General features: G+C 53.2%; 9 protein-coding genes and 1 CRISPR repeat array. Of the genes, 4 read left to right on the plus strand and 5 right to left on the minus strand.

Going from position 1 to position 15,347, the window contains the following annotated elements; all coding sequences use genetic code 11:
• The first annotated feature begins 6 nt into the window (after nucleotides 1-6).
• Nucleotides 7-2,148 carry an acetyl-CoA hydrolase/transferase C-terminal domain-containing protein gene (locus DFR26_RS01085; protein WP_116207100.1) on the plus strand — a complete coding sequence of 714 codons (2,142 nt, stop codon included), beginning with the start codon at nucleotides 7-9 and terminating at the stop codon, nucleotides 2,146-2,148.
• 122 nt (nucleotides 2,149-2,270) lie between these two features.
• A complete protein-coding gene (locus DFR26_RS01090; protein ID WP_116207101.1) occupies nucleotides 2,271-4,310 on the plus strand; it encodes a pilus assembly protein TadG-related protein in 2,040 nt (679 codons plus the stop codon).
• Nucleotides 4,311-4,390: 80 nt separating this feature from the next.
• A CRISPR array of direct repeats spans nucleotides 4,391-6,609; the repeat unit is 36 nt; unit sequence GTTGTAGTTCCCTCTCTCACCCCGGAAAACTACAAT.
• A gap of 63 nt (nucleotides 6,610-6,672) precedes the next feature.
• Here DFR26_RS01090 and cas2 read toward each other — a convergent pair.
• The 4 genes from cas2 to DFR26_RS01110 form a co-directional block, all read right to left on the minus strand.
• The gene (gene cas2, locus DFR26_RS01095) at nucleotides 6,673-6,981 is read right to left on the minus strand and encodes a CRISPR-associated endonuclease Cas2 (RefSeq protein ID WP_220375675.1); all 309 of its coding nucleotides are present in this window, start codon (nucleotides 6,979-6,981) and stop codon (nucleotides 6,673-6,675) included.
• A 27-nt stretch (nucleotides 6,982-7,008) separates the two neighbouring features.
• Nucleotides 7,009-7,926: a type II CRISPR-associated endonuclease Cas1 gene (gene cas1, locus DFR26_RS01100; RefSeq protein WP_116207103.1), complete on the minus strand. Its 918-nt coding sequence runs from the start codon at nucleotides 7,924-7,926 to the stop codon at nucleotides 7,009-7,011.
• Between the two features lie 2 nt (nucleotides 7,927-7,928).
• A complete protein-coding gene (cas9, locus tag DFR26_RS01105; RefSeq protein WP_181898944.1) occupies nucleotides 7,929-11,180 on the minus strand; it encodes a type II CRISPR RNA-guided endonuclease Cas9 in 3,252 nt (1,083 codons plus the stop codon).
• Between the two features lie 181 nt (nucleotides 11,181-11,361).
• The gene (locus DFR26_RS01110; protein ID WP_245952981.1) at nucleotides 11,362-12,420 is read right to left on the minus strand and encodes an Abi family protein; all 1,059 of its coding nucleotides are present in this window, start codon (nucleotides 12,418-12,420) and stop codon (nucleotides 11,362-11,364) included.
• Between the two features lie 241 nt (nucleotides 12,421-12,661).
• Here DFR26_RS01110 and earP point away from each other — a divergent pair, with 241 nt between their 5' ends.
• Together earP and efp are read left to right on the plus strand one after the other, a co-directional pair.
• Nucleotides 12,662-13,801, plus strand: a complete 1,140-nt coding sequence (gene earP / locus DFR26_RS01115; RefSeq protein WP_116207105.1) for an elongation factor P maturation arginine rhamnosyltransferase EarP — start codon at nucleotides 12,662-12,664, stop codon at nucleotides 13,799-13,801.
• A gap of 4 nt (nucleotides 13,802-13,805) precedes the next feature.
• Nucleotides 13,806-14,372, plus strand: a complete 567-nt coding sequence (gene efp, locus DFR26_RS01120; protein ID WP_116207106.1) for an elongation factor P — start codon at nucleotides 13,806-13,808, stop codon at nucleotides 14,370-14,372.
• 21 nt (nucleotides 14,373-14,393) lie between these two features.
• Here the strand turns inward: efp and DFR26_RS01125 are convergent, their stop codons facing one another.
• A complete protein-coding gene (locus DFR26_RS01125) occupies nucleotides 14,394-15,344 on the minus strand; it encodes a DMT family transporter (RefSeq protein ID WP_181898945.1) in 951 nt (316 codons plus the stop codon).
• Nucleotides 15,345-15,347: the final 3 nt, after the last annotated feature.

Below are 15,347 nucleotides of genomic sequence, written 5' to 3' on the forward strand. Positions count from 1 at the left end.
GCCGCCATGGCGCACAGAAATACCGAATTTTTAAGCCATGTCGATGCCGCCGTCGATGCCATCATTGCGCGAGTCGGCAAGCGCTTGGTCGTCGGCATGCCGCTCGGTTTGGGCAAGCCGCCCGAGCTCATCAATGCGCTGTTTGAGCGCGCCAAAGCCGACCCAACGCTGTCGCTGACCATCCTCACCGCGCTCTCGCTAGAGATCCCTTCGCCGGGCAAAGGTCTGGAAGCTAGGTTCATGGCGCCGTTTTTAAACCGCGTGTTTGCCGGCGTGCCTGAGCTCTCTTATATGCGCGCACTGCGGCAAAATACGCTGCCGGCCAATATCGTGGTGTCGGAATTTTTCTTCAAACCTGGCAGCTTTTTAAACCACGCCCATGCCCAGCAGCACTACATCAACAGCAATTATTCGCACGCCGCCCGCGACGTCTTTAACAACGGCTGCAATGTCGTCATGCAGGCCATCGCAAAAACCGGCGAAGGCGCCAATGCGCGCTACTCGCTAAGCTGCAACCCCGACACGGGCCCTGAGTTGCTGGAGCTACTGGAAGCCAGCGATCGCGACTTTATGGTGCTCGGCGTGGTCAATACCGAGCTGCCGTTTATGGTCAACGATGCCATCGTTCCGGCATCCACCTTCGACATCATCGTCGACGACGCGGCGTATTACAGCGCGCTATTTTCGACGCCCAAACAGCCAGTGACTACGCCCGACTATTGCATCGGGTTGTACGCCAGCAGCCTCATTAAAGATGGTGGCACGCTGCAAATCGGCATCGGCGCACTCGGCGACGCCATTGTCTACGCCACGCAATTACGCCATCAGCACAACGCCCGCTACCGTGAGGCGCTCAACGACTTGGGCGCCACCACTCAGCATGGCGAATTGATCGAGCAGGTCGGCGGCGTTGCGCCCTTTGTCGAGGGCTTATACGCCGCCACCGAAATGTTTGTCGATGGCTTTTTGCACCTCATGGATGCCGGCATTTTAACGCGCGAGGTCTATGATTTTTGGGCGCTGCAAGTGCTCATCAATGACCAACGGCTCGACCCAAAAGCCATCGAGCCTGAGGCCTTAGAGGCACTGGAGTCGCTCGGCGTGCGGGTGATTCGCACGCAAGACTTCCAGCGCTTGCAGCATCATGGCTTTTTTAATGAGGCCACTCGCTACGACAACGGCTATATCATTGCGCCCGATGGCACCCGCGTGATCGCCAATGTCGCCGAGCCATCCGCGCGTGCGGTGATGGCTGCGCAATGCCTAGGTTCGGCGCTGAAAAATGGCGTGGTGCTGCACGGCGGCTTCTTTCTCGGCCCGCGCAGCATGTACGAGGCCATCCGCGCCATGAGCCCTGCCGAAAACGCGCGCATTTGCATGACTGGCGTCAATAAGGTCAACCAGCTCGACCTCAACCCGCGCTTGTATAAAGCCCAGCGCATCCACGCGCGCTTTATGAACACCGGCATCATGGCCACGCTCTCCGGCGCACTGGTCTCCGATGGTCTCGCCGATGGCCGCGTGATCAGCGGCGTCGGCGGCCAATACAACTTTGTCGCCATGGCGCATCAGCTGCCCACCGGCCGTAGCGTGCTAATGGTCCGCGCCGTGCGCGAAGGCGATACGCCGACCAGCAATATCGTCATGAATTACGGCCACATCACCATCCCGCGGCATCTGCGCGACGTCGTCATCACCGAATACGGCATTGCCGATTTGCGCTCAAAATCCGACGCCGACGTCATCAAAGCGCTGCTCAATATCAGTGACTCGCGCTTCCAAGATGGCCTGCTCGCCGAGGCCAAAGCCAGCGGTAAAATCGCCGCCGACTATGCTATTGCTGAGGCGTATCGCCAGAACTTCCCCGCCACACTCACGGCCAAACTCAGCGCGCATGCCTTGCCGAGCTTCCCGCTCGGCAGCGACCTAACGCCCGATGAGCTGCGCCTCGGCGCGGCGCTGAAGGCCATGAAAAAGCGCGCCGACGTCACGCCTAAATGGCGCTTATTGCTGGCACTACTGCGCTTTAAACCCGCACATATTGAACCAAGTTTAGCGCCGCTGCTCGAGCGCATGGGCTTAGCACAACCCATCACACTCGAAGATAAAGTCGCTCAAATGCTCTTGTGTGACGCACTTACGCAATAGCTACAGGTGCAACACAAATATTACAAATCCTTGTATTTGTAGGATAAATGCTACCTGAGCGTTTTTTATACGCATGCTCGCCTAAAATTAGACTCATCATGAGAGCATGACGAGTCACAGACATGGACAAGCACTGGCAGCACCCAAGACAGCGCGGGGCGACACTGATTTTTACGGTGTTGTTCATGATGCTGGCTGTCTTGAGTTTGGCGCTAGTCGTCGACACCGGCCGCTTGTATGTGGAAAAACGCAACCTACAGCGCATTGCCGACATTGCCGCCCTTGAGATTGCCTCACGCGGCGGCTGCGCACTCGATACTGCGCAAGACATTGCTGTCGAATCTGCTGCTCGCAACCAGTTTGTCAGCTCAGAAAGCCAGCGCATCACGGCGCGCTGCGGCTATATTACGGTTGAAAATCAGCTCCGCGTATTTACTGAAAGCGCAAGTGACGACCAGGCCGTAGAAGCTGAAGTGAGTCGCGACGTACCGGCCAGTCTTATTGTCGGTGGCGCATTTCGCGACCGCATTCGCATGAGTGCGCGTGCAACCGCCCTAAGTAGCGCGCCCACCACCGTGTTTCGTATTGGCTCCAAACTCATCAACACGAATCCAGCGGCACCGCTGATGTCGCTGGTCAAACTCGTGGGCCTCAATCTCGACGATACCTTAATCGGTTCCTACGGCGGCCTAGCAAATATTAAAGTCACACCATCTGGCCTGCTTAACGCATTAGGCATTCCGGTCGCGGCCAATATCACGGCGGCCGGCCTCAACGAACTGCTGGCGGTCAACACACTGAGCGTAGGTGATGTGCTTGATGCCGTGGTCACCGTAGCTGGCCAAGATGGCTTATTAGGTGCCAATGTTCAGCTCCTCAATGCCATTGAAGCCGACCTCGGCATTGATGATTTAAAAATTCAGCTGGGCACAGATCCCAGCATCAATAGTACCCCGGGCTTATTTGCCGTGGTCGACACCGTGAGCTCATCAGCCTCGTCGGCGCTCGATGTTGGCGTTGATGCCTTAGGGCTTGTCACGACGGCGCTGGGCATTGCCACCAAAGAGCAGGGCATCAAGCTTGATTTAGGCGGCAATAATATTTTGACCGGCCTGAAAGCCGGTTTGCGCGTGGTCGAGCCACAGTCGATTGGCGTTGGCGGCGTGGGCACGACCGCCAATAACGCGCAAGTACGGTTAAATATTGACCTCAACACCAACAATGGCTTAACCGGCATTTTGCAGTTGCTCGGCACCAGCATTAAGTTGCCGATCACCATCGATACCGTTCAAGCCGTGGGCACTGTGACGGAAATTAACTGCCAAGCTAGCCCGCGCACAGCGACTATTCGCGTCGACTCTGCTGTCGCCAACGCTTGCCTTGGTAAAATCGCGCCGTCAGCGATGTGGTCAACCAAAGAAGTCTGCGCGAGCTCCTTGCAAGACGAGACCTTTGTGCGGCTGCTCGGCATCAATATTTTGCGCGGTCAAGTGGAGCTGCCGGTACTCGCCGCCACGCCGGAGTTTGTCACGCTAGAGGTCGGTGAAACCAAATCCACATCGGCCAACACACTGGCGATTGGCACGCTGCTCGGTGACCTACTCGATGAGCTGCTGGATCTTTTAGGCAATAGTGATTTTGCTAGCGAGCCATTGAGCGAAAGCGACGCCACGCAAATTGCCGATACCTATTTGAGCTTGCCTGAGCTCGCACCTACAGGCTCCGGTGGCGCCTACGATGCTGGCGATTTGAATAAATTGCAAAACCGTTTAAACAACGATGGTATCAACTGGGATCGCCCCGCGTTTTTATTTACGGGCAATATGCTGTCGCAATGGCGTAATAGCGTAAACACGGGCTGCTATAATTTGTTTCCCTTACGCTATCGAACCGACTGCGTGCGTGACAGGCTCATCGATTCCTTGCAAACCGATGCCGCTCCCGGCTTCCTCGGCGCGCTACTGGGCGGCCTATTTGGCAGCGTGATTAAGCCGTTATTGGGCGCAATTTTATCGCCCATTGTCGACCTGCTCAGCGGCTTACTAAACGGCATCGGCAGCTTACTGTCGAATATTCTTAGTAATATCGTCGGTGTCGACCTTGGCCGCAGCGATGTCACCTTAGATTCGCTGAGCTGCGGTGCACCTGAGCTGGTGATTTGATGGCAAAGGACTGCTCGCAGATGTAATTTATGTTGTACGACAGCAGCACGAACATAACGACATTGGCGTCGTTTGGCGCTAATAAAGTTCCCTCTCTCACCCCGGAAAACTACAATCCATCTACTCGCGTGCTGCCTCTACCGTAAGTTGTAGTTCCCTCTCTCACCCCGGAAAACTACAATTGCATCCCTTACACCTACTTCCACCGTCTAGTTGTAGTTCCCTCTCTCACCCCGGAAAACTACAATCGCATAGGCTGTAAGTCCTCATCAGTCCAGGTTGTAGTTCCCTCTCTCACCCCGGAAAACTACAATCTTAGCCAAAGCAATCGCCCTGCACGGCATGTTGTAGTTCCCTCTCTCACCCCGGAAAACTACAATCCGCTGAAATCGATCACGAACGAGTGGCCGGTTGTAGTTCCCTCTCTCACCCCGGAAAACTACAATGGGGATTAAGCCTCCATCAATCACTGACTGGTTGTAGTTCCCTCTCTCACCCCGGAAAACTACAATACGGCTGGAACGAGCCACACACACCGGCGCGTTGTAGTTCCCTCTCTCACCCCGGAAAACTACAATCGCGGCTTGCGCAGGAATGGCCTCGCGTTGGTTGTAGTTCCCTCTCTCACCCCGGAAAACTACAATCGTAATGAATCTGAACAGTAGAGCCGTTCAGTTGTAGTTCCCTCTCTCACCCCGGAAAACTACAATCCGCATCGCTTTTTATATGCGCGAAGAGACGTTGTAGTTCCCTCTCTCACCCCGGAAAACTACAATAATTAGCTCGATTGAACCCCGATCATCGCCGTTGTAGTTCCCTCTCTCACCCCGGAAAACTACAATATTGATGAAATGATGCCGCCCACCGTTGACGTTGTAGTTCCCTCTCTCACCCCGGAAAACTACAATAAGGGCGCTGCGCAGGCTGATTATTTTCTGGTTGTAGTTCCCTCTCTCACCCCGGAAAACTACAATTTGGTCATCGGGTTTGTTTGCAGCCACCCCGTTGTAGTTCCCTCTCTCACCCCGGAAAACTACAATGTGACTTGTACAGTTCCGGCGCCGGCATTAGTTGTAGTTCCCTCTCTCACCCCGGAAAACTACAATTGTAACGACGGCCAAGTCATTAGTGGGTAGGTTGTAGTTCCCTCTCTCACCCCGGAAAACTACAATAGCATTGAGCATGGAGGAGCGAAAACTGTTGTTGTAGTTCCCTCTCTCACCCCGGAAAACTACAATGTGGCGAACGGCCAACTAGCCAGTCAGCATGTTGTAGTTCCCTCTCTCACCCCGGAAAACTACAATGCGACTTAATGCCGAGCAGGCCGGTGAATGTTGTAGTTCCCTCTCTCACCCCGGAAAACTACAATCAGGCGTGCGCCCACACTCTTTAGCGATCTGTTGTAGTTCCCTCTCTCACCCCGGAAAACTACAATCATTGGTTTGTGCTGCTGTGATGCGCTGCTGTTGTAGTTCCCTCTCTCACCCCGGAAAACTACAATAAGGAAAGATGCAGCACCTTATGCAGTTCCGTTGTAGTTCCCTCTCTCACCCCGGAAAACTACAATGCATTAGGCAAAACATCCTGCCAACGCTGAGTTGTAGTTCCCTCTCTCACCCCGGAAAACTACAATTCGAAGATTCGAGCGTTGAAGACTCGCTGCGTTGTAGTTCCCTCTCTCACCCCGGAAAACTACAATCGCTTTGATCTGTGCCTTGCTGATCTTGATGTTGTAGTTCCCTCTCTCACCCCGGAAAACTACAATCTGTGTTGAAGAATAACCAGAGTAATGATGGTTGTAGTTCCCTCTCTCACCCCGGAAAACTACAATCACTCATCCCACACAACCACACAACTCCACGTTGTAGTTCCCTCTCTCACCCCGGAAAACTACAATGACTCAAGAAGTATCGGGGGTCGATCTTGCGTTGTAGTTCCCTCTCTCACCCCGGAAAACTACAATCGTATACGAGCGGCTTAGCCTCTCGCACCTGTTGTAGTTCCCTCTCTCACCCCGGAAAACTACAATAGCCGTCTAATCTTCAATAACGCCTCAAGAGTTGTAGTTCCCTCTCTCACCCCGGAAAACTACAATATGAAGCCCGAGACAGTCCAAAACAAAGCTGTTGTAGTTCCCTCTCTCACCCCGGAAAACTACAATCGGCGAGCTTTTCAGCCTCTAGCGCGTCGATTCTGGGTTGTAGTTCCCTCTCTCACCCCGGAAAACTACAATGGTGGCGCAGTTCACAAGCATTCACGCAATGTTGTAGTTCCCTCTCTCACCCCGGAAAACTACAATACCCCCAATCCAAACCCTTGTAGCGCTTGCGTTACAGGGGTTTTTACTTAGTAAAAAGGCGCGCTAAAACAACAGCATTTGATCAGCATTAACCTTTTTTTCCTGTATAGATCGCGTGCCCACAAGCAGCTTCATGCTGGTAAACTGCTTCTCAGTGAGTTGCAAATAACGAATTGAGCCTTCTTTGGGCAGGTTATTTGCCAATCGTTTGAGGTGTTTTTCGGCACTATCGGTGCCGTTTACCACGCGGCCATACACCGACCACTGGATCATATCGTATCCGTCTTTCAGCAAAAACCGACGAAACACCACATAGGCACGCTTAAATGCCGGCGTAGTCACCGGGAGATCAAAAAAAACCAGTAGTCGCATAAATCGCCTCGTTTGCTTACTCATAAGTTAGCAGTCCTTCCCAACTAGTCTTGGCAACACCAGAGCGGGCAGTGACTTAGCGCCATCGCCGTGCATAAATGCTTTGACTAAGCTCATCACGGCTTTATCTATTGCCACCAAGATTGAACACTCGCCCATCGGGCCTGAGACGAGCGCCACATCGCTGTGCAATAGACCAATGAGCTGCGTCTTTTGCGCGGTCGTGAGTATGTCGTCAGATGGCCTTGGCATATTGATCACGCATTGATCAACAAAAGGCCGAAAAGGCTCAATGACGTCATCGGCTAAATTAAAGCTATTTTGCTCACTGCGATGAAACACACCGAGTGCAGGCAAGCAGCCATAGGCCACCAGGGCGCGAGCAATAGCAGCACGAAACACGGCATATCCATAATTTGAGGCGGCATTGAGCCAGTTAGTTTGCTGGCGCGTAAAATCCGCGCCATGCAATACTTTAAAATAGGCCTGCGCACCTTGAGCCTCTAAGTTGTCTGGGTCGCCTGAGCGCACCGCTTTCGACAGCCGATGCAGAAACTCACTACCACTATGCTCTTTCACGCGAGCCAAAAGACCGGCTTGGTTAGCGAGTTTTTGACGAATAATTTCTTGGTGTAGGCGCTTCGCTGCAGGCTCGCTCAGCGCCATTTGTGCGCGTAGTACTTTGAGCGCTCTGGAGTGGGGCAGAAAGGGTAGCAAACACCCATTGGGTAAAAAGCTTTTACCCAATGTAATCAACACGATTTGCGCATCTGCTAGCGCAGACAGGAGCTGACCCGTTAAGGTGATTTGCTGACTTTCCAGCACCAACACCGCGATATCTTCCAGCGGCACTTGAGCCTTTTGACCCGACTGGGCAATGCACAGCGCTTCATGCCCTAAGCTCAGCGCAGCGGGCTTGCTGATAACCACGCTGCGCCAGCTCATGATCAGATTAGCGGCTTGCCAGGGCGCGCTTTGCGCAACGGCTGCCTGACTTCTGGTTTGGCAAGAAATAAGCGACCGAGAAGATCGACATGGCACTTTTCAACTTTTAAGGCTGTCTTTATGCCATTGCTTCGTAACAGTCCATCCTTTGCAAGCTTTGTATTTCTATCATGTAGCCAGATATTTATATTCCCCGTAGCGCGATCTAAGCCTCCAAAATACCCCTCGCGAGCAGGCTGGTTTTTCAAAATAACTCGCACCCAGTCGCCCGAACACAAACTAAATAAAAACTGATAAGTCTCATCCATGTCAGGCCATTCACTTTCAGGCTTTGACTGTACAACGGCTCTATTCGGTAGCGTGTCGGCCACAGCATCGGCCACATAAAGCGGCACGGCATAAAACTTACCGGCTTTAGTAAATATGTCTACGCGTATCATTGCGCCGTTATCGGCAATACCGTGACGCACCGCCATGCCACTTTTTTGGGTGGACAAAAGCTTCACCGAGCGAATGACAGGTGCCACCTTGCCCGGCTTAGAGGGTTTCAAAAGGGGCGGCTGATCTGGCCCAAAGGCTTTTTTGCCATCGCCGCCGTAGGCTTTTAAGCGCTCACGCACAGCGTCAATGAGGCCTGCATTTCGGGGGTCTTCGGCACCGACAATTTTGTCTACATCTTTTAGCGACAAAGCCGACAGTGGGGTATTGATACTGGATTTGTTATCGGCCAGCAGTCGAGCCTCTTTGCCAGTAGAGCGAATCGTTTCTTTGTGCGCCTGGCCAATATTTCGACGCTGCGGTGCGCGGGATACACGAACTGGCATTAGATCACTTGGCCGCAACACATCGGGCAGCTTCTCTTCAAAGTAGCGGATGGGGTTGGGTGCTAATCGAGCCTCTAATTCCTGCCGGAAGTATGGCCAGGGTTGCGGAAAGCGATCGTCGAGCTTGAGCGCTTGTTGCTTCCTAAATGCGTCTATATCGAGGATTTCGCCTGTATCAGGGTCTATGTAGGACTCTTTGACCATCGCGAGCTCTTTTCGTTTGGCGTGCTCGGCCATGCGCTTAACAAAAGATCGGCTGGTTGCCGCCACCACGGCGGCATCTTGTGCATGATGCAAATCGCCATTTTGGCGCACTTTGGTAATGCCCCATCGCGCCCGCAGCAGAGACGTCAGTCGGCCAGCTACGACCACGCAGCGCTCGTGCCCCGCCGCTGATTCATGCCAGGTCAGGTGTGTCTCCAACATCTGCTTAAACTCGCGGCAGATATAACGCGTGTCGTTGAGATTACGGTCGCGGAACTCCTCGGCTTCTTCTTCGCCAAAGTGTTTGCGCAATAGTTTTAGTCTTTTGGGTTCTCTGTAAGCTGCCGTGCTTTTTACCCATGCTGAAAATGCCAACCACCGTGGGCTGTCGTCACTTGAGCCGAAGTACTCCCACGGGGTTCGGTTGCCTTTGTTGCGATTCTCCGCCGTTAACACCAGTACTTTATTGCTTAGGCTGTCATCGAAGCTGCGCGAGTAAGGCAACACATGGTCAACTTCCACATAGCCAGGCTCTTGAAGGCGCGCCGTATCAATTGGCTTTTGACTATATGCACACTGACCATTTTGCTCTCGGTACAAGCGCCACTTGAGCATATCTAAGCCATTGGGCTCTCGACCAAACTGCTCGGCATACATATCTCGAGCACCAGCGCGCTCGGCTTCATATTTCTTTTGATCGCTCTCAATTTTCCGGCGCTCGACTGGCCCGCGGCTTAAATCTCTGGCTAATTCAATATGAATAGCGGCAGGCGGGCCGTACTCTCGGACAATGGCATTAACCAATTTGCGGGCTTGGTTTAGCGCCCGATAAACAACCGGATTGATAATTTTGTCGCGGTCGGGAGCGGGCAAATACGTCGTACGTGCATTGGTGACTTGTACCTGACTGTGGTGATAGCCGGCACTGAGCACAGCTTCATCGTAACGCTGCCCTTGCTGCAAATAAGGTAAAATTTTCGCTAATGCTTTTTGTGACAAACGAATAAAGTCATCGAAGCTTTCCTCGAGCAAACTGTCGATCAATGCGTCATCAAAGTGATGTTCGAGCAGCCACGCTTTGCATTCTTTGTCATCTTTAAAGCAGGTCAGTGCGTAAGCAATTTGATCTAGTCTCTCGCCGTGATACACATCTTTTTGCCAGTCTGACGTGCGGCCAATACGTTCATACGCTTTAGCTAACCGGTGAAATGAGCCACTCTCGAAAAAAGTCGTTTCTTCGGGGTTTTTCCCGTTCGCTGAGCGATAGCTGAGTAAGTTAAAGCGCGTGTGTTCCGGCAAATCTAAAACCTTTCTCACTTGCTTGAAGGTCAGCTTCTTTTGCGTAAATGGCAGATTTTGGAGCGCCTCGCGCTGTGTCGCACTGAGCTCAACAGACTTACCACTGGTCACGATCTTTAGGTTATTAAGCTTGCTCAACCAAATAAAGCGCTGAGCCGAGTAACTCGCTTTGGGTGCTCTAAACTCTGCTGGCTCAAAAGTACATTTGCCAACCATTTTGAGCAGGTTTGCACCCGAAAGCGTGGGCCGACGCTGCAAAAGCAGCTCATGTACGCGATCGTGCAATGTCGAGGTGGCTAAGACATTACCCTGCCGCTGCTGCGCAGCAAATACCTCCGCCAACTCATACACAAGGTCCGCGCGCGCAAAGGTATGCGTGTAGGAACCGCCTTTATTACGCTTCGCTTCCTCGTAGGCGGCATCCTTTGCTGCCATTTCGCCTACCGTGCGGTAGTTTTTTTCTGTCATTAAAGCTTGGTTGGCTTTTACGCCACTGAGCATTTGGCCTGCTTTTTCATCAGACTTAAGCTCACTTTTTCGGTTCGACATAAAGCCGCGATGCTTGACCATGTGGTAGATGACCACAGCCAACTCTTGCCCAGTGAGCTTTTCATCTAATGATTTTGCGCGAAGCGCCCAAGGCGTGGCTGGCGTATAAATCAGGGCCATGGGGTCATTGGTGCTCAACAGGCCCTCGCGCTTTAATAAACGTCTTAGCCGCAATAATCGAAACGCCCGGCGACGAATGCGCCGTCGCGTAAGCCGTGACTCTCGACGCACTAAATTAAGCGAGTCGCCTTCTTTAGCCGTCTCAGCTTTATCGAATGTACGAACATGAAGTGCTTTGATGCTGTCGGAGTCAAGCAGGGCAGCACCAACAGAGGCCATGCCAATATCGAGCCCAAGGGTATAAGAAGTAGTTGTCATGAAGTCCATTTCCAGTTAATTTCGAATCTTGTAGTTTTCCGGGGTGAGAGCCGTTACTACAATAAGGTAAATGCCTTAGGGCATTACACCGAACCCGACCCAGCTGGTTTCAGCTGGGTCTTTTTATTTATACCCGCTTTACTTTACTTTTCAATCCCTTGAGCATTTGGCACGTTGTCCTTCATATTTCATTAGCGGTCATTAAATCGTTTTGCCAGAAAGGGTCGCTATACCAAGTGTCTTGAATGCCCATTGCCTGCAAATCAATTTCTATATACTCATTGAATAAATCCGCAAGGCACTTGCACCATTGAGTATGCGGACTCACCTGCCGCATGAAGTGCTGCAGAATCGCCAACACCATCGCAACACGAGTGTGCTGGTTTTCACCGCGAAGATAATCTGGCCACGAAAAGCCAGCCTGCTTAGGTCTTACGGGCTTAATAGCGAGCTCACGATTCCAGATTCTTGCATGGTGAGCACAAATATTGCGCACGACAGTAAGCGTATGTAGCCAAGAGTCTAGCAATGGCGAAGGGGCAGCAAGCTGCTGGCCAATAAATTTGCGGTCATTATCTTTGGCCAAGCCACGATATAAGTGTGATAAATCACCGATGGTCAACTCTTCCAACATGGCCCAACCGGGCATCAGCTCTGGAGAGTCATAAGTTAAAGCATAGTGTCGGGCATAGCTTTCATGAGCACGCCGATTTTTTAGCGCTTCCTTGCGAAGCGCGTCGGCATTAGTTAGGCGATCAATACGCGCTACTTCTCGGCGATAGTCTTGAAGTGCTTTTTGTTGCGCGTTCTCAATGGTGCTAATTAATCTCTCGTGATCATAGCGGTCTTTAAAATGTGAACGATTCAAATACCAGTGTGGACCATAAGCAGGCCCCATATAGTTTGAGATTGCCGACCTGATTGCCACCTCCGTGCGTTCAATCGCGTCCATGAGTAGCAATCGCAGCCGACGATCGAACTCATAAAGCTGGCTTATTTGACGAAAGCGGGTGCCTGGTAAAAAGGCATGATCTGCGTAACTCACCACCTGAAACGGACGCATATAAGGCGTAAGACGAAAGAAACTTACAGCGCTCAAAAAATCGGCTGCACGTGCTTCGTCACGAATATAAAGACCGCGACTTTTGAGCAGATCTACCTGCTCCAAAATAGAAATAGCGGGCTTAGCGAATGACCTCACGTCAACGCCGACTTTTTTAAAACAATAAAAAACCCGCACGATTTGAGCATGTCTACCGAGGTAGTCATAGGCTTGGCGGGTATGTTACAAACGAGTATAAGCAATCGATACGAGCTGAACAAGACAGCGCTGACTTCAAGACAAAAGCTCGTGCTAAGCGGCAGCCAGTTTAGCGCTAGGCCAAAGTCACTACTTTTCCTGTGCATTGCATACAAATCCTTTTGTAATAATTAATCAACGTTATAGTGCCGCAAACACCAAATCAACCAATCAGTCCCTCATGCCCACCACCCACATTTTTTGCAGCGTTATCGATAATTTCGGCGACCTTGGCGTGTGCTGGCGCTTGGCGCGGCAGTTGGCGGCCGAGTTTAGCGCTGAGGTCACGCTGTTGGTTGATGACCTCAGCGCATTTGCCGTGCTTGAGCCGAGCATCGATCCGGCGCTATCGGTGCAACCGCTGGGCGGCCTCACGCTCATGGCGTGGCAGCGCGATGCAGCACTTGCGCTGAGTCCGGCAGCGCTGGTTATTGAGGGGTTTGCTTGCACGCTACCAGCGACTTATCGCGCGCAAATCACCGCGCAAACGGTGTGGGTCAACCTCGACTATTTAAGCGCTGAGGCGTGGATAGACGATTGCCATGGCCTGAGCTCGCCGCAAACGCAGGGCGCCAGCACCACGTTTTGGTTTCCCGGTTTTAGCGCGCGCAGCGGGGGACTGTTGCGCGAGGCTGAGCTCATTCAGCGTTTGCCATCGCACGATGGCTTTTGCAACGACTCGCCGCCACGCATCTCACTTTTTTGCTACGAAACCGAGTCTGTGCAAGCGCTGCTGGCGGCACTGCACACCAGCCCCTGCGAACTGCTTATTTGCAGCGGCAAAGCCTTGCAAGTGGTCAATGCTCATGTGTCGCTTGGGGTGGGTGAGCGCGTGCGGCATGGCGCCAGCACATTACAGGCCTTGCCCATGCTCAGCCACGATGATTTCGATGCGCTGCTGGCCAGCTGCGACCTCAATATCATCCGCGGAGAAGACTCGTTTGTGCGCGCGCAGTGGGCGGGTAAGCCGCTGCTTTGGCATATTTATCCGCAAGATGAGCTCGCTCACGAAACCAAGCTCGCGGCCTGGCTGGCGCGTGTGACCACGCACGCAAAGGCACAGACGCACTCTGCTACGCGGCCAAAAGCTGCGCAGCAAACGCGTGCGCTAAGCAGCTGGCAAACCGCGCAATGGGCGTGGGTGCGCGGCACGCTCACGCCCGACCACCTGCACGCGCTATTGGCAGTGCTCAAGCCATTACACGAGGTCATGCTGCACTGGCGTGATGCGCTGACGGAGCAGCCCGATCTCGCCACACAACTGATGCGTTTTTATGCAAATCAGGTAGAATCTGTGCCCGAGAAAACCCACCCGGATTAGCTTTATGAAAACAGCGATGGAATTCCGCGCCGGCAATGTCATTAACATTAACGGCCAACCGATGATTGTCTTGAAATCGGAATACAACAAATCAGGCCGCAACTCGGCCGTCTGCAAAATGAAAATGAAGAACTTGCTCACCGGCCAAGGCCAAGAGTCGGTCTACAAAGCAGACGACAAGTTCGACCAAGTGATTTTGGACCAGAAAAAAGCCACCTACTCTTACTTCGCCGACCCCATGTATATTTTCATGGACGAAGAGTACAACCAGTACGAGGTGGAAAAAGACAACTTAGGCGATGTCATCAACTTCATCGAAGATGGCATGGATGATGTCTGCAACGTGGTGTTCTACAACGAGAAAGCGATTTCCGTTGAGCTGCCCACCACCATCGTGCGTGAAGTTGCCTACACCGAGCCCGCTGCACGCGGCGATACATCGGGCAAGGTCATGAAAACCGCCAAGCTCAACAACGGCTTTGAGCTGCAAGTGGCGGCGTTTATTGAGACCGGTGAAAAGATCGAAATCGATACCCGCGACGCCACCTTTAAGTCACGCGCCAAAGCCTAAGCCTTGGCAACTCGGCACACCTTAAGCGGGTGTGCCGGGGCGTATCACTGCCCGCCACAGCCTATGCCCGACCGGGCCGGCGCGACTAATCAGCAGCGCCATCAAGATCAAACTGCAGCCCACCAACTGCCAGCCGCTCATGGTTTCGCCAAGCCACGCCGCCGCCAGCAGCGCCGTCCATACTGGCTCAATGACCATAATCACCACGCCATGGCTGTGGTTCGACAAGCTTTGCGCATAGGTTTGCACCAAAAAACGCATGGATGAGCCAATCACCGCACTCGCCAATACCCAACCAATCATGGCGCCCGAACGCGATTCCCAGGTTGGCAACCACGGCTCAGTCAGCGCCGATAGCCCCGTGGTCACCACGCCCACCGTGGTCAGCACGATGGCGGTGAGCGCCAACGGCGGCACTTTCTCTTTCGCCTTCGATGTCTCGGTCGATGCCACGGTATTGGAGGCGCGCGTGTTGAGAATAAAAAACAGCGCAAAAATCACCGCGGCAACAATAAACCAGAGCTGACCCTGCGCCACGCTGAGCTCATGCTGCAAAAACAAAAGCGCCAAACCGGTACTGGCAATGGGCAGCGCCACCCAGGTACTGCGTGGCGTGGCCTCGTCGAAAATCAGCCAGGCCATGACCGGCACCAAGACCACGCCAAGACTGGTCAGAAACGCGCCTTCGCCAACATGCACGCCGGACTCGAGGCCCATGATCCAGCAGCTCATGCCGGCGGCAAACACCAAACCCACGCGCGCGCCACGACGCCATTGCGCCCGATGCAGGCGTTGTAGCTCGCGCCACCCCAAGGCCGCCAGCAGCAAGCCGGCAATCAGAAAGCGGCAGGCCATGAATAACAACGGCGGCATCAGCGCGATGGCCTCTTTCGAGAACATCCAACTCACCGCCGCCAGCAGCGTGACCACCACCAGCAATACATCGGCTTTTAGCTGCGCAGCAATCGCCATGGT

The sequence above is a fragment of the Paraperlucidibaca baekdonensis genome, from assembly GCF_003387535.1.
GTDB lineage: Bacteria > Pseudomonadota > Gammaproteobacteria > Pseudomonadales > Moraxellaceae > Perlucidibaca > Perlucidibaca baekdonensis.